The sequence below is a fragment of the Nocardiopsis sediminis genome (assembly GCF_042650565.1).
GTDB lineage: Bacteria > Actinomycetota > Actinomycetes > Streptosporangiales > Streptosporangiaceae > Nocardiopsis_B > Nocardiopsis_B sediminis.
The window spans coordinates 49,327-64,994 of sequence record NZ_JBHSBH010000020.1 but is presented as its reverse complement, the minus strand read 5'-3'; the positions used below and the strand labels follow the sequence as shown (position 1 = coordinate 64,994).

Sequence of the window (15,668 nt, the reverse complement as noted above, 5' to 3'; positions counted from 1 at the left end):
ACCGATTCCGCGGCGGGACGCGGCGGGTCACAGCGGGCCGTGCCGGGCCGCTTCAGTCGCCCTGGGACCATGCGGCCGATGGCAGCGACAGGTAGACCCCGAAGTCACGGAGGCCCGTTGCGGCCCTGATGTCCTCGTGCAGCCGGTCCACGCGGTCCTGGCGGTCGGCGGCCCTGCTCTCGAACCACTTGGACTTGACCTCGATCACCACGTCCAGGCCCGAGCGGTCCAGCGGGCCCAGGCGCCGGAAGCGGATCTCGACGTCGCCCGGCCGCAGATCCCCGTCGTAGGGTTCCTCGGGGCACTCAACGGCGACGGACACGAGGTGCGGCAGCACCGACCCCAGCTCGCGGAGCGTCGATTCGGAGACCTCCGGCGCATAGGTGATCTCGACGAGTGGCATCAGGCCACCCTAGGGCCCGGGAGCACCTACGCCAGGACCGTGTCGACCGCCACGCGGGTGTCGTTCTCGATGGTGAGGACCTGGTCGATGCCGGCGATCACGAAGAGCCGGTGGACCGTGCGCTGCGGTGAGGACACCGCGAGCTTGATGCCGCGGTCGCGGGCCTGGCGGTAGGCGGCGACGAGCACGCCGATGCAGCGGGAGTCGCAGAAGGTGACGCGGGAGAAGTCGATCACCACGCCGCGGCAGGGGGTGTCGGCGCCCAGCACGCCGTCGAGGGCGGTGGCGAGGTCCGGGGAGGTGATGGCGTCCAGCTCCCCCGCCGGCGTGACCACGACGACGTCGCCTTCGGCACGGATCGAGATATCGGACGCCACTCTCACACTCCTCGGCGGCCAGGGGTGGGCGCGCACTGCTCTGTTGCGAACTCCACGCAGCCCACACTAGCGCCATCGCCAAAGGCGAGACAGGTTCCGGCGGCGGACGTCACCACAACGATACTGCGCGTCGCCGCGCCATAGGCGGCGCCCGCCGCGGCCCCTCAGCGCCCGGAGCCTGCGCGCGGTGCGACGCGGCCCTTGGTCGCGTCGTTCTCGGCCACCAGGCTGCGTGCGACGTCGGCCACCTTCATCCGGTTGCGCTGCGCCACGCGGCGCAGCTCGTCGAACGCCTCGGCGGCGTCGCAGCCGCGGGCGTGCATGATGATGCCCTTGGCCTGGTCGATGACCGCGCGCACCGACATCGCGCGGCGCATGTGCGCCGCCTCGCGCGCCACGTCGGTGTAGCGCCCGGCGCTGTGCAGGGCCATGGCGGCGTGCTCGGCGAGCAGGGCCACCAGCGGGGTGACGGTCTCGGCGTCGAAGGCGTCGCCCCGCCCGGAGTGCACGCCGAACGTGACGACCTCGCCCTCCAGCGCGCAGGGGTAGGTCACCGAGGAGCGGTCGCCGCACTGCACGGCCATGCTCGTGTACCCCGGCCAGCGGTCCTCGCGCAGGACGTCGCCGACGCTCACCGGCCGCATCTCGCGGACCGCCTCGACCGTGGGGCCCTGGTCGGTGGTGTACTGGTGCTCGAATGCGGTGGCCAGGTCGGAGTGCGAGGCCCCGTAGTCGGCCACCACGTGGCGGCCGGCGACCTCCTCGGACCGCTCGTCGCCCGGCCCGACGTCGTGCCAGACGACCACCAGCGCCGCCGAGCACCCGGGCACGGCGCGCGCCGCCGCCACGCTCATCTGGTCCAGTGCGCGCTCGGGCGATCCCCCTTGGGCCTGCCCGACCGCCCCGATGTCGCGCGCCAGCCGTTCGATCCACATCGGCACCCCCCTTTGGCCTGCGAACGGTGTCGCCCCCCGGCCGGTGCCGCGTCCCCGATGTCCGGCGGAAAAGGGCCGACCTGACTCCACGGTAATCAACGAACCGATCACATCGGACATGCGTTAGCGTCGTTGAGGGGCACGTCCGCCGCAGTGCACGGCCGCCGACCCCGACATCCGCACCGTCTGGAGGTCCGAGCGTGCCGGAGAACCTCGCAGCTCTGCGCCGCCAGATCGCGGAGCTGAGCGAGCGCGTGGCGGCATTGCGCTCCACACACGCCATGTACCCCGACGACGCCGCGGGCACCGCCGAAGCCGCGCTGGCCGAGCTCGGGTACGCCGAGGAGCTGCTGGGCGACTGCGGGCGCCGACTGGCCGCCGACAACGACGCCGACGCCCACCGCCGCTCCGCGGGGTCGTCCGGCGACGACGAGCGCTCGATCCTGCGCGCGGTGTTCACCCAGCTCAGCGTCCCCGTCGTGCTGCTCGACCACGAGGGCTACATCCGCCGCATCAACGCCATCGGGGCCGACCGGCTGGGCAGCGCCAGCGGCTACCTGACCGGCAAGCCCTTCGCGAACTTCGTCGACCTGCGCCGCCGCGCCGCCATGCGGTCGTGGCTGGCGGCGGTGGCCCGCGGCGGGGAGGCCGCGTCGTTCGAATCGCGCCTGGCCCAGCGCGGCTGGGCCGAGGACGTCCACCTCACGCTGACCCGGCTCGACGTCCCCACCGAGGCGGCGCCGCTGGTGCTGGTGGTGGTGTCGCCGCCGCTGGACGGCGAGGACCCCGGGCCCGCACCGCTGGAGGCCGAGGTCGAGGACCAGGTCGTGGTGCTGGCGGCGCGTCGGCTCGACGTACTCACGCGCATGACCCGGCTGCTGCTGAGCAGCGCGGGCCCGGGCGGCGCCGGCCGCCCGCTGGCGCTGGACGATGCCGGGGCGCTGCTGGCCGACTCCTACGCCGACTGGGTCGTCATCGACGTCTGCGATTCCCCCGACGACCCCGACGCCCCGCGCCGGGCGGTGGTGGCCGGCCCGCCGGGCGACGCCCAGCACGGCCTGGTCGCGGCGGCCGACCCGCTGGGGTCGTCGCTGCCGCGCGATGTGCTGGCCACGGGGAAGTCGGTGCTGCACCAGCAGATCGAGGACGAAGGGGTGCTGGGCAGCGCCGACAGCGGCGTCCCGGTGCTCAGCGTGCTGGGCGCGGGGTCGCTGATGTGCGTGCCGCTGCGCGGCAGCCGGGGCGTGCGCGGCGCGCTGACCCTGATCCGGCGCAGCAACCGGGGCTCGTTCCGGCTGGCCGACCTCGGGCTGATCGAGGAGATCGGCGAGCACATCGGGCTGGCCCTGCCGCCCCGCCCCACGGCCTGAGCCCGGGGACGCCACGCCGCCCGTGGAAATCGGCGGGCACATCGAGCTCGCCGTGCCGCCTGACCCTGCGGTGCCGCGCGCTACCCGTACGGCGGGCCGTAGGGGTCGCCGCCACCGCCGCGCCCGAAGGGCGGGTCCCCGGGGGTTCCGGGTGTGCCGGGATCGCCGAACGGGGGGCCGTAAGGATCGGCGGGCCGTCCCAGCGGCGGGCCCTGGGGCTCCTGCGGCGCCGGATATCCGACGGGCGGGTACCCCGGCGGCGGGTACCCGGCGGGCGGTGCTGGCGGTGGCCCCGGTGGAGGTTGTCCCGGTGGTGGTGGCCCGGGTGGCGGCGGGCCCGCGTAGGCGCCGGGCGGAACGGGGGCGGCGGGCGGTCCGCGCCGGGCGGGCACGAGGCCCGCGATGTCGTGGGCGGCGACCGCGACCAGCACCGCGAGGGTGATCCAGAACCCGGCGCGGGTGCCCACCACGGCGTCGGCGGCCAGCCACGCCGCGTCGGTGCGCAGCCGCTCCTCCAGCTGGGCCAGGACCACGGCCTGGTTGACCGCCACCGCCACCGTGGCCAGCCCGGTCGCGATGAGGCCGCCCAGCGCCCGGGAGAACGCCGTGGGCAGCACCACGCCGAGGACGAGCGCGACCACGACGCCCAAGACCCCGGCGAGCATGAACGGCTGGACGCCCACGCGCTCCTCGGCCCCGGCCTCGGAGAATTCGCGGACCAGGCCGGGCTGCCCGGTGCCGTCGGAGCCCAGGAGCCCGGTGCCGGTGATGGAGGGGCGGCCGTTCGCCGCCATGTCCCAGCCGCTGACGCGGACCTCGAGCGTGCCCAGGCCGCCTTCGCAGGAGACGCCGATGAACGGGAGGAAGAGGCAGAGCAGCACGAATGCCAGGCCCGAGGGGCTGAGGAGCCGTCGGCGCCACGAGAGATCCGCTGGACTGGCCATCGCTCCCTTTCTACTACGCGCCGCGGCCCTCCACAGCGAAAGGCGGGCACCCCCGAGGGGGCGCCCGCCTTGGGCAGGTGTCGCGGCCGAGCTAGCGGCGGCGCAGGACGGTGATCAGCACGCCGAGGACCACCGCGGCCCCGACGAGCATGAGGCCGCCGACCACGGCCGCCACGATCATCAGGGTCCGCCCGGAGTCGGCGGAGTCGGCCTGGGGTGCGCTCGTGCCGCTGTCACCGGAGCCGGTGTTCTGCGGGGTGTCCGACGCCGCGGGGCTCTCCTGGGCGGCGTCGCCGGCGACGGTCACCGTGGCCAGGCCGTCGGGGGTGGAGTCGGGCGTGCACACCGTGGTGGAGGGGCCGGCGTCCTGGTCGACCTCGATGGTGACGTCGCCCGGCGACAGGACGACCTCGCCCGGGGCGGTGGGCGTGAAGGAGCCGGTCAGCGAGCCCTCGTCGAAGGTCTCTTCGTCGTCCTCGCCGAAGGAGTCCTCGGCCTGGACCGACGCGGTGATGCTGGCCTGCGGCGCCGCCTCGCCGCCCAGCAGGACCTGGACCGTGAGGGTGCCCTCGGTGATCTCACCGCCGTCGGTGAAGCTGAAGAAGCTGTAGTTGGCGGGCTCGGCCGACACCTCGACGGGCTGGCCGACCTCGGCATCGGCGGGGGCCTCGATCGAGAACTCGATGTCGTCGGACTCGGTGTAGCTGGAGTCGTCCTGGTCGGTGCAGGTGTAGGCGAAGGAATCCGTGCCGGAGCCCGCGTCCGCCGAAGCCGCCCCGGGGTAGGCGAGGCTCAGGATGACGGCGGATGCGCCGACGGCTGCGCGGGACAACGTACGGGGCACGGTGGCATCTCCAAGGGATCCGGTTATAGGGCGGGAGGGGAGGCTCCCGTCCTGCATCATCGCCTCGGATCCGGACACAGCAGGACCGGCGGTCCTGACCGAGGTCGGGGCGAGAGTGGGGGCGCCGCCGTGGCAGGGCGGCACACGGCTTCCAACTTCATGGCCTTCAGCCGGGGAACGGCCGGGTCGAGTCTACCGATCTTTCCGAAACGGGACGGTCTCTGCTACGGCACAGCTGCATATACGCAGAACCACAGGTCACACGCGCCCCAACCCCCCATCTCCACGGCGGCCGGATCCGGCCAGGGGCACGACCGGGAGCACGCCCCCGGGCCGCGCCCGCCCGGCTCACGCGGGCCCGTGGATCGCGTCGACCAGCGCGGTCAGCTTCGCCACCGAGCTGTCGAGTTCGCGGACCGCCTCGACGGTGCGGGCGTCGGTGTCGCTGTCGTGCACCACCAGGTCGCGCACGAGCGTCAGGTTGGCGTTGACGTCGGTGACCTGCCGCGCCAGCCGGGCGGCCACCGGGCCCGCGGGGTCGCCGGTCTCATCGGTCAGCGCCCGCTGCAACATGCGCGACTGCTCGTGCAGCCGCTGCTTGGTGTGGTACAGCTCCACGAACACCTCGACCTTGGAGCGCAGCACCCAGGGGTCGAAGGGCTTGGTGAGGTAGTCGATCGCCCGTGAGGCGTACCCGCGGAACACCTGGTGGCGGTCGATCCCGGCGCCGGTCAGGAAGATGATCGGGACGTCCTTGGTCTTCTCCCGCTGCTTGATGTGCGCGGCGGTCTCGAACCCGTCCATCCCGGGCATCACGACGTCGAGCAGGATGACCGCGAACTCGTCCTCCAGCAGGGCTTTGAGGGCGGCCTCTCCGGAGTCGGCGCGCACGAGGTTCTGATCGAGTGAGGTGAGGATCGCCTCCAGCGCCGTGAGGTTCTCATCGCGATCGTCCACGAGGAGGATGTTGGCCTTCTGCGGCACGCTACTGCTCCTGCTCATTGTCCGTACTGTCGGGCCCGTCGCCCCCGTCGTCGGAGGTGTCCCGATCCAACCATGTGCGGATCACATCCAACAGGTAGTCGAGGTCGACCGGCTTGGTCACATAGTCCGAGGCCCCCGCCTCGAGGCTGCGCTCGCGGTCGCCCTGCATGGCCTGGGCGGTCAGCGAGATGATGGGCAGCCCCGCGAACTGCGGCATCTCGCGGATCGCGCGGGTGGTGGCGTTGCCGTCGAGCTCGGGCATCATGATGTCCATCAGCACGAGCTCGACGTCCTCGTTGGCCTCCAGCTTCTCGATGCCGGACTTGCCGTTGTCGGCGTAGAGCACCCGCAGCCCGTGCGCCTCCAGCGCGCTCGTGAGCGCGAAGACGTTGCGGATGTCGTCGTCGACGATGAGCACCCGGCGGCCCGATAGCACCGCGTCGCGCGCGGGGTCGTCGCGTACCTCCTCGGCGGTGTCGGCCCCCTCGGGCGCCTCTTCGGCCGTGCGCAGTACCGGCACCGGCGCGGCCTCCAGGATCTCGGTGTGCCCGGGCTCGTCGTCGTCCATCAGGTCGGCCGGGCTGTCGGGGATCTCGACGTCGACGTCGGTGAACGGCTCGATCTCGACCCGCGAGACCGCGGCGGTGAGCTCCGACGGGGTGTCGGCGGGCTCCTCCAGCCGCTCGGCGGTGCCCTCGGGCAGCCGCACGGGGAGCAGGAGGGTGAAGGTGCTGCCCTCGCCGACCATGCTGTGCACCCGGATCTCGCCGCCCATCAGGCGGGCGAAGTTGCGGCTGATGGACAGCCCCAGGCCGGTCCCGCCGAAGCGGCGGCTGGTGCCGCCGTCGCCCTGGTGGAACGCCTCGAAGATCACTTGGAGCTTGTCGTCGGGGATGCCGATACCGGTGTCGGCCACCGAGAACGCGATGACCTCCTCGTTCTCGCCGAACATGTCGAGGTCGGCGCCCTCCAGCGCCCAGGCGGGCTCGATGAGGAGCCGGACCTCGCCGGATCCGGTGAACTTCACGGCATTGGACAGCAGGTTGCGCAGGATCTGCTGGAGCCGCTGCTCGTCGGTCCACAGGTAGTTGGGGATGTCGGGCGAGACGTCGACCGCGAACGCGAGCCCGCGCTCGGCGGTCATCGGCCGGAAGGACGCCTCGACGTAGTCGACGAGCTGGCTGATCGACACGTCCGAGGGCTGCACCTCGGCGCGCCCGGCCTCGACCTTGGCGAGGTCGAGGATCTCGTCGATCAGCTGGAGCAGGTCGTTTCCGGCCTTGTGGATGGTCTGGGCGAACTCCACCTGCTTGGAGGTGAGGTTCTGCTCGCTGTTGTCGGCGAGCAGCCGGGCCAGGATGAGCAGGCTGTTGAGCGGTGTCCGCAGCTCGTGCGACATGTTCGCCAGGAACTCGGACTTGTACTTCGACGACACCTGGAGCTGGTGCGCCCGGTCCTCCAGCGACCGCCGCGCGCGTTCGATCTGCCGGTTCTGGAGTTCGATGGCGCGGTTCTGGCTGGCGAGCTGCCCGGCCTTGCTGTGCAGCTCGGCGTTCTTGCGGCGCAGCTCCTCCTGCTGGCGCTGGAGCTCGTTGGAGCGCTCCTGGAGCGCGTTGGTGAGCTGGCGCGATTGCAGGAGCAGGTATTCGGTCTTGGAGTTGGCGAGGATGGTGTTGACCGTGGTGCCGATGAGCGACATGAGCTGGCGCAGGAAGTCCAGGTGGACTTCGCGGAACTGCTGGTAGGCGCCCAGCTCGATGACGCCGAGGACGCGCCCCTCCGAGATGATCGGCAGGATCGCCAGGGCCAGCGGCGGCGCCTCGCCCAGCCCCGACTCGATCCGGACGTAGTCGCCCGGGACGTTGTGGATCAGCATCTCCTTCTTCTGCGCGATGACCTCGCCGGCCAGCCCCTGGCCCGCGTGCACGTGGCGGCGGGACTCCGTCGGCTGGTAGCCGAAGCCGGCGTAGAGGCGGAAGTTCTGCTCTTCGTCCTTCTCCTCGGGCAGGTAGCAGGCGCCGTGCTGGGCCTCGACCAGCGGGGTGACCTCGGTCATGATCAGCCGGGCCAGCTCGTTGAGGTCGCGGTGGCCCTGTATCCGGCCCGATATCCGCGCGAGGTTGCTCTTCAGCCAGTCCTCGTCGCGCTGGGCGGCGGTGGTCTCGCGCAGGTTGCTGACCATCAGGTTGATGTTGTCCTTGAGCTGCTGCATCTCGCCGCGGGCGTCGACCTGGATGTTCTGGGTGAGGTCGCCCCGGGTGACCGCGCTGGCGACCTCACCGATCGCGCGCACCTGCGTGGTCAGGTTGCCGGCCAGCTCGTTCACGCTGTCGGTGAGGTGCTTCCAGGTGCCGGACACGCCCTTCACCTTGGCCTGGCCGCCCAGCTGCCCCTCACTGCCGACCTCGTGGGCGACGCGCGTGACCTCCTCGGAGAACGTCGACAGCTGCACGACCATGTTGTTCACGGTGTCCTTCAGCTCCAGCATCTCCCCCTGGGCGTCGACCGTGATCTTCTTGCTCAGGTCGCCGTTGGCGACGGCCGAGGTGACCTGCGAGATGTTGCGCACCTGCGTGGTGAGGTTGTGCGACATCGAGTTGACGTTCTCGGTGAGGTCCTTCCAGATGCCCTCGACGCCCTTGACGTTGGCGCGCCCGCCCAGCTGGCCCTCGGTACCCACTTCGCGGGCCATCCGGGTGACCTCGTCGGCGAAGGCGGACAGCTGGTCCACCATCACGTTGATGGTGTCCTTGAGTTCGAGGATCTCGCCCTTGGCGTTGACCGTGACCTTCTTGGTGAGGTCGCCCCGGGCCACCGCGGAGGTCACGGTGGCGAGCTGCCGCACCTGGTGGGTCAGGTTGTTGGCCATGGAGTTGACGTTGTCCGTCAGGTCCTTCCACACCCCGGAGACCCCGCGCACGTGCGCCTGGCCGCCCAGGGTCCCCTCGGTGCCCACCTCGCGCGCCATGCGGGTCACCTCATCGGCGAAGGACTCCAGCTGGTCGACCATCGTGTTGACGGTGTCCTTCAGCTGGAGCATCTCGCCTTGGGCGTCGACGGTGATCTTCTTGGTGAGGTCGCCCTTGGCAACCGCGGTCGTGACCTGGGAGATGTTGCGGACCTGATAGGTGAGGCTGTTGGCCATGGAGTTGACGTTGTCGGTCAGGTCCTTCCAGATCCCCGACACGCCCTTCACATTGGCCCGGCCGCCGAGCTTGCCCTCCGTGCCCACCTCACGTGCCACTCTGGTGACCTCGTCGGCGAACAGGTCGAGCTGGTCGACCATGGTGTTGACCGTGTCCTTGAGCTGGAGCATCTCGCCCTGGACGTCCACGGTCACCTTGCGGCCCAGGTCGCCGCGGGACACGGCGGTGGTCACCTGGGAGATGTCACGCACCTGGTTGGTGAGGTTGTCGGCCATGGAGTTGACGTTGTCGGTCAGGTCCTTCCAGATGCCCGACACGTCCTTGACCTTGGCGCGGCCGCCCAGCTTGCCCTCGGTGCCCACTTCGCGGGCCACCCGGGTCACTTCGTCGGCGAACGTCGACAGCTGGTCCACCATGGTGTTCACGGTGTCCTTGAGCTGGAGCATCTCGCCCTGGACGTCCACGGTGACCTTGCGGCTCAGGTGGCCCTGCGCCACCGCCGAGGTCACGGTGGAGATGTCGCGCACCTGCGCGGTGAGCCGCGACGCCATCTGGTTGACCGACTCGGTGACGTCGCGCCAGGCGCCCGAGACCCCCTCGACCCGGGCGCTGCCGCCGAGCTTGCCCTCGGTGCCGACCTCGCGCGCCAGCCGGGTCACCTCGTTGGTGAACCCGTGCATCTGGTCGGCCATGCGGTTGACCGACGTGGCCAGGCCCAGCAGGTCGCCGTGCAGCGCCCCGTGCCTGCTGGTGAGGTCGGCGCGCTGGGAGAGGTCGCCGCCGGCGACGGCGTCGAGGATCTGGGCGACCTCGGTCACGGGCTCGCTGACCTCGTCGAGCAGCTGGTTGAGCGAGCGCACGGTCGTGCCCCAGGCGCCGCGCGCCGGGCTGACCGAGATGCGCTCGGTCAGGCGCCCCTCGCGGCTGACGACGCCGCCCACGCGTTGCAGCTCGCTGCTGAGCTGCTCGCAGTGGTCGAGCACCTGGTTGAACACCGACGCGAGTTCTCCGGCCTTGCCGTCGCGGCGGGCGTTCAGCCGAACGCTGAAATCGCCGTCGCGCATCTCGTACAGCGCGCTCAGCAACTCGTCCAGCTGCGCGTCGGTGTCCGGTGCTCGGGTGGCTGCCTCGGGCATGGATCCCCCTCCTCTGCTGCTCGTCGCCGGCGACCCCGGCGAGGGGCCGGGCCCCACCTGGGGCGGGGCGTCCCGCTCGGCGGAGGCGTCGCCGTGACCCCCAACGCTACGTACTGATGCGCGTGGCGACCAGCCCGGAACGGCGTCCGCGCGTGAGCGCCGTATCGCACCACGTTATGCGGCCGAGCTGCTCTTCACATGGGCGTTCTGACATCATGACTTCGTCGCCGTCCGCACCGCGGCCACGGCCCGGCCCTGGACTCGCCGGACCCACCGCACCGGGCGGCGGTACGTGACAGGGGTAGACAGGGGTAGTGGGGTGGTCGAGCCGCTATCGAGCCGCAGCCCGTCCCGCTCGACGCCGAAGGAAACCGTACGGCTTCACCATGCCACATGACGAGATGAAGGTCGCCCGCCAGCAGTTCTCCCCCGCTCCCGAGACCGCGGGCGACGCCCGGCTGTTCGTCCGCGACACCCTGAGCGACTGGGGCGTGGAATCCGGCGCGGACGACATCATCCTGCTGGTCAGCGAGCTGGTCACCAATGCCGTTGTGCACGCCGAGAGCGTGCTCGAACTGACCGTGCGCCGGCTGCACGGCGCCGTCGAGGTCGTGGTCGCCGACCGGGTGCCCGGCCGGGCCGTGCCCCAGGCCGGCCCCCTGGCCGTCGACACCTCCCCCTCACACGAGAACTCCCGCAGCGGCGGGCTGGGCCTGGCCCTCGCCGCGGCGATCGCCACCAGCTGGGGTGTGAGCTACAGCAAGGAGGACAAGGCCGTCTGGTTCCGGATCCAGGACGAGAACGGCATGTCCCACTCGGAGCTGACTCCCCCGCTGCCGGTGCGCCCGCTGCGGCGCCGTCCCACGCGGCCCAGCCCGTGGGCGTCGCTGGACGCCGCGCTGTCGGCGCGGCTGTCGCTGCCCGACCTGCTGGACCGCACGGTCGAATACGCCCGCTCGGCGCTGGGCGGCGACGCCGCCTACATCGCGCTGGCCACCACCGATGAGACCGAGTGGGAGGTCCGCGCGGCCGTCGGCGTCACCACCGGCCCCTGGCGCAGGTTCCGCAGCCGCACCGAGGAGACATTCCCCTCGGTCGCACCGGCGCCGGGCGCCGTCATCAACGACGACCTGATGATCGCCCGCGCCCACCGCGGCCGGCTCGCGGAGGCGGGCATGCGGTCGCTGGTGACCGCCCCGCTGATCGTCGAGGGCCGGATCACCGGGCTGATCGGGGTGGCGTCGCGGCGCATCCGGCACTTCGGCGACACAGCGGCGCGCCGGCTCCAGGAGGGCGCCGACCGGATCGCGCTGCCCATGGAGCGCGCCCGCCTTGCCGAGGTCGAACTCGCCCGCCGTGCGTCGCTGAGCTTCCTGGCCGAGGCCAGCGACCTGCTCACCGGGACCCTCGACGAGCAGATGACCGCGGCGCTGGCCGCGCAGCTCATCACGTCGCGGCTGCACGCGTGGTGTGCGGTGCACACCACCACCGACCTGGGCGTGTCCCGGCTGGTGCACACCATGCACGGCAACGAGAACTACAACGACGTCCTGCGGACCCTGCTCACCGAGCTGCCGCCGCCCGAGCAGCGCGAGCCCCGGCCGCTGTGGTCACGTGACGCGCTCATCGCGGCCGGGCTGGGCGACGAACTCACCATGGAGCTGGCGGAGTGCCCGGCGATCAGCGTGCCGCTGGTCGCCCACGGGCAGAAGCTGGGCCGGATGACGCTGGGCAAGCAGGCGGGCGAGGACTTCACCCTGGAGGACGTCGACATCGTCGACGACCTGGCCCGCCGGGTCGCCTCGGCCATGGAGAACGCGCGGCTGTACGCGGCGCAGACGTCGATGAGCGAGGCGCTTCAGCGCAGCCTGCTGCCGGCGAAGGAGAAGGTGCCGGTCATCCCCGGTGTCGACCACGCGGTGTTCTACCGGTCGGCCGACGAGCGCACGGTGGTGGGCGGCGACTTCTACGACCTCTTCGCCATCGACGGCCGCTGGTGCTTCGCGATCGGCGACGTCTGCGGAACGGGGCCGGAGGCCGCCGCGGTCACCGGCCTGGCCCGGCACACGCTGCGGGCGCTGGCCCGCGAGGGGTTCTCCCCGTCGCACATCATGCAGCGGCTGAACCTGGCGATCCTGGACGAGAACACCAGCACCAGGTTCCTCACCATGCTCTACGGGGAGATGACCCCGCTGGGCCGGCCGGGCGAGGGCATGCGGATCCGCCTGGTTTCGGCCGGCCACCCGCTCCCGCTGCGGCTCAACCAGAAGGGCGCGGTCGAGCCGATGGGCAGCTCCCAGCCGCTGCTGGGCGCGTTCGAGGACGTCGAGTTCCACACCGAGACCCTTGAGGTCGCATCGGGCGACGTCCTGCTCGCGGTCACCGACGGCGTGACCGAGCGCCGCAACGGCTCCGACATGCTCGGCGACGAAGGCCTGACCCGGATCTTCTCCGCCTGCTCCGGCCTCACCGCCCACGCGATCACCGTCCGCCTCGACAGAGACCTGGAGGAATTCGCCCCGGGCGGCCACACCGACGACACGGCGATGCTGGTGCTGCGCTTCCTGTGATCAGTACACCTAGCGCTCGTCCACAGCCTGTGGACAACGTCACCATTCACAGCCAGCCCATGTCCTGGGCCGTGCGGATGGCGGTCATGCGGTTGTCGGCGCCGGTCTTGGTGATGGCGCTGGAGAGGTAGTTGCGCACGGTGCCCTCGGTGAGGTGGAGGGTGGAGGCGATCGCGCTCACCGGCTTGCCCTCTGCGGCGCCGCGTAGAACCTCGGCCTCTCGGGCGGTCAGCGGGTTCTCGCCGGCGGTCATGGCCGCGGCCGCCAGTTCGGTGTCGATGTAGCGGCCGCCCCCGTGCACCTTGCGGATCGCGCCGGCCAGCTGGTCGACCGGGGCGTCCTTGGCCAGGAACCCGCGCGCGCCCGCGGCCAGTGCGCGGCGCAGGTAGCCGGGCCGGCCGAAGCTGGTGAGGATGAGCACCCCGCACCCGGGGGCGGCGGCCTTCAGGTCGGCCGCCACCTCCAGCCCCGATCCGCCGGGCATCTCGATGTCGAGCACCGCGATGTCGGCGCGCTGCGCGGTCACCGCGCCCACCACCGCGTCCCCGCGCCCCACCTCGGCGACGACCTCCAGGTCGTCTTCCAGGCCGAGCAGGGCGGCGATCGCCCCCCGCACCAGGTGCTCGTCGTCCGCCAGCACGATGCGGATCACACGGTCACGTCCTTTCGTCCAGGGCGGGCAGCACCGCCCGCAGCAGGAACCCGCCGTCGCCGGTGGGGCTGGCCGACAATGATCCCCCGGCCGCGGCAACGCGCTCGGCGAGGCCGCTGAGCCCGTTGCCGTAGCGCGGGCCGGACGGGTCGACGGCGTCGGCGCGCACGCCGTCGTTGTACACCTCGATGACCACCGCGCGCTCGCCGCGGCGCACGGAGAGGTCGCACGACCGGGCGTTGCTGTGCCGCAGGGCGTTGGTGGCGCCCTCACGGACGACCCACGCGGCGAGCGCGGCGGAGTCCGCCGGGAGCGTGTCGTCCTCGGGGACGTCGACCGTGGAGCGGATACCGGCCGCGCCGAGCACCGCGCGCACGCCGGCGACCTCGGCGGCGAGGTCGACCTCGCGGTAGCCGGAGACGGCCGCGCGCACCTCGCGCAGCGCCTCGCGGGCCAGCCGCTGGACATCGGCCATCTCGCGGGCGGCCCGCTCGGGGTCGCGCTCGGCCAGCCGCGCGCCCAGCTCGCTCTTGACGGCGATGCCCGAGAGGCTGTGCCCGAGCAGGTCGTGCATGTCGCGGGCGAAGCGCAGCCGCTCCTCGCTGACGGCGAGCCGGGCGCGGGCATCGCGCGCGGCCAGGGCCTCGGAGGCGATGTCCCACAGGAACAGGGTCCCCCTGTTGGCCCCGAGCATCAGCGCCGCCCAGAGGATCGCGCTCACCCACACCTGGAGCAGCAGCACGAAATCGGGCTCCGGCAGCAGCCCGATCCGGATCCACGGCAGCAGGAGCAGGACGGCGGCGATGGCGGCCATCCGTGCGCGCGGCGCGACCAGCGCCGCCGTCGACCACCACGCACCCACCAGCATCAGGGTCCAGGTGTAGACGTCCAGCAGCACGGCGACGAGCACGACCAGGGCGAACGAGGCCCAGAATACCCGTTCCGGGACGACCGCGGGATCGGCCAGGCGGACGGTGACCATCCAGATGCACAGCCCGCCCAGGGGCAGGCTGAGCACGAACGCGGGGATGTTGCGCCACAGCGGGATCTCACCGGTGGCCAGGGAGTTTCCCACGCCGAGCGCGGCGAAGAACGGGATCAGCAGGGCGAGGAAGACGAACGCGGAGATGACGAACCATCGCGCATAGCGCAGCCGGCGCAGTTCGGCGCGGCTGGACCCGCCGCCCAGCCCGGTGCCCGCAGCAGGGCCGGAGCCGGTGGAGGGGGCGGCGGCGCCGTCGGCCGCGACCGCGTCGGCGGCGCGGTCGCCGATCTCGGCGCCGGTCCCGGCGGCGGTGTCGGACCCGGTGTCCGGCATCGTCCGTCCCCTCTCGTCCCAGTCGTCGGGCCAGCTTAACCGGGGTGAGGGCGGCCCGCCGTCCTCAGGCCGCCCCACCCCTTCCGCGAGGCGAGAGCGCGCCCGTGCCTCTCCCCGCGGCGGTCTCGGTCACCCCGCCTGGCGCGGGTCCCAGCGGACGTAGCGCAGCAGGAACACGGCCACGGCCGTCCAGGCGAGCAGCACCCCCAGCGAGGGCAGCGCCGCGGTCCACAGCTCCGCGAACCCGGCGGGCGCGGCCCCGTTGCCGCCGCCGAAGAGGTCGTGCCCCCAGTACCCGGAGCGCACCAGGTCGGCCGCCGGGGCGGCGGGCAGGAGCCGGCACACGGCCGCGACCTGGTCGGGCAGTATCTCGAGCGGCACCACCAGGCCGCTCGCCCCGTACAGGAGCATGAACGGGACGATGGACATCATCTGCGCGCTCTCGGCGTTGCGCGTGAGGCTGGTGAAGGCGATCCCCAGCAGCGACATGACCACGGTGATCAGGGCGGCGCCGGCCAGCATCAGCACCGGGTCGGCGGGCAGGGCGCCGTAGCGCGCGGCCACGATCGCCGTCACCGCCGCGGTGAGCGCGGCCGCGACCAGCAGCACCGACAGCGTCGTCGCCCCGAACAGCGCCGCGGGCGCGACCCCGCTCGCGCGGAACCGCTTGAGCACCAGCTGCTCGCGGCGCGCCGCGTAGACGTTGGGCACGTGCATGAGGCCGAGCGCGAGGGCCGCCAGGATCGGGATGCCGCTCATGCTCAGGGCGGCGGCGTCGATCCCGGGCAGCGCCTCCTGACCCTCCAACGGCAGGTAGAACGCGACGAACACCAGCGGGAAGGCGGCGAAGAACAGCGCCACCCGGTAGCGGTAGAACAGGACGAGCTCGGTGCGGAGCAGGCGGAGGGCCTGGCGGCGGCGGTTCACGGGCGTGCGGCCCGCGCCCGGCCGCGGCGACGCGGCGGCGCGCACGGTGGCGGTCATGATCG

General features: G+C 72.2%; 12 protein-coding genes. 2 read left to right on the top strand and 10 right to left on the bottom strand.

Annotation, left to right across the window (positions count from 1 at the left end):
• Window positions 1-52 precede the first annotated feature (52 nt).
• From ACFOVU_RS28015 to ACFOVU_RS28005, 3 genes are all read right to left on the bottom strand, one after another.
• Window positions 53-403, bottom strand: coding sequence for a hypothetical protein (locus tag ACFOVU_RS28015; RefSeq protein WP_378538413.1), 351 nt, complete (start codon window positions 401-403; stop codon window positions 53-55).
• 26 nt (window positions 404-429) lie between these two features.
• The gene (locus ACFOVU_RS28010) at window positions 430-780 is read right to left on the bottom strand and encodes an STAS domain-containing protein (protein WP_378538412.1); all 351 of its coding nucleotides are present in this window, start codon (window positions 778-780) and stop codon (window positions 430-432) included.
• A 164-nt stretch (window positions 781-944) separates the two neighbouring features.
• Window positions 945-1,715, bottom strand: coding sequence for an ANTAR domain-containing protein (locus ACFOVU_RS28005; RefSeq protein WP_378538411.1), 771 nt, complete (start codon window positions 1,713-1,715; stop codon window positions 945-947).
• 200 nt (window positions 1,716-1,915) lie between these two features.
• On the opposite strand from ACFOVU_RS28005, the gene ACFOVU_RS28000 reads away from it, so the two are divergent.
• Entirely contained in the window at window positions 1,916-3,085 is a 1,170-nt protein-coding gene (locus ACFOVU_RS28000) for a GAF domain-containing protein (RefSeq protein ID WP_378538409.1), read from the top strand.
• Window positions 3,086-3,165: 80 nt separating this feature from the next.
• On the opposite strand, the gene ACFOVU_RS27995 is transcribed toward ACFOVU_RS28000, so the two are convergent.
• The 4 genes from ACFOVU_RS27995 to ACFOVU_RS27980 form a co-directional block, all read right to left on the bottom strand.
• Window positions 3,166-4,029, bottom strand: coding sequence for a hypothetical protein (locus ACFOVU_RS27995; RefSeq protein ID WP_378538408.1), 864 nt, complete (start codon window positions 4,027-4,029; stop codon window positions 3,166-3,168).
• Between the two features lie 91 nt (window positions 4,030-4,120).
• The gene (locus ACFOVU_RS27990; protein WP_378538407.1) at window positions 4,121-4,873 is read right to left on the bottom strand and encodes an EGFR-like transmembrane domain-containing protein; all 753 of its coding nucleotides are present in this window, start codon (window positions 4,871-4,873) and stop codon (window positions 4,121-4,123) included.
• Window positions 4,874-5,221: 348 nt separating this feature from the next.
• On the bottom strand, window positions 5,222-5,875 hold the full coding sequence (locus tag ACFOVU_RS27985) for a response regulator (protein ID WP_449289745.1): 654 nt from the start codon (window positions 5,873-5,875) through the stop codon (window positions 5,222-5,224).
• Entirely contained in the window at window positions 5,859-10,139 is a 4,281-nt protein-coding gene (locus tag ACFOVU_RS27980; RefSeq protein ID WP_378538405.1) for a HAMP domain-containing protein, read from the bottom strand. Before ACFOVU_RS27980 ends, ACFOVU_RS27985 begins: the two co-directional genes overlap by 17 nt.
• A 401-nt stretch (window positions 10,140-10,540) precedes the next feature.
• Here ACFOVU_RS27980 and ACFOVU_RS27975 point away from each other — a divergent pair, with 401 nt between their 5' ends.
• Entirely contained in the window at window positions 10,541-12,709 is a 2,169-nt protein-coding gene (locus ACFOVU_RS27975; RefSeq protein ID WP_378538529.1) for a SpoIIE family protein phosphatase, read from the top strand.
• Window positions 12,710-12,755: 46 nt separating this feature from the next.
• Here the strand turns inward: ACFOVU_RS27975 and ACFOVU_RS27970 are convergent, their stop codons facing one another.
• The 3 genes from ACFOVU_RS27970 to ACFOVU_RS27960 form a co-directional block, all read right to left on the bottom strand.
• A complete protein-coding gene (locus tag ACFOVU_RS27970) occupies window positions 12,756-13,361 on the bottom strand; it encodes a response regulator transcription factor (RefSeq protein ID WP_378538403.1) in 606 nt (201 codons plus the stop codon).
• 4 nt (window positions 13,362-13,365) lie between these two features.
• Window positions 13,366-14,679, bottom strand: a complete 1,314-nt coding sequence (locus tag ACFOVU_RS27965; RefSeq protein WP_378538402.1) for a sensor histidine kinase — start codon at window positions 14,677-14,679, stop codon at window positions 13,366-13,368.
• Between the two features lie 129 nt (window positions 14,680-14,808).
• Window positions 14,809-15,663 carry an ABC transporter permease gene (locus ACFOVU_RS27960; RefSeq protein ID WP_378538401.1) on the bottom strand — a complete coding sequence of 285 codons (855 nt, stop codon included), beginning with the start codon at window positions 15,661-15,663 and terminating at the stop codon, window positions 14,809-14,811.
• Between the last annotated feature and the right edge of the window lie 5 nt (window positions 15,664-15,668).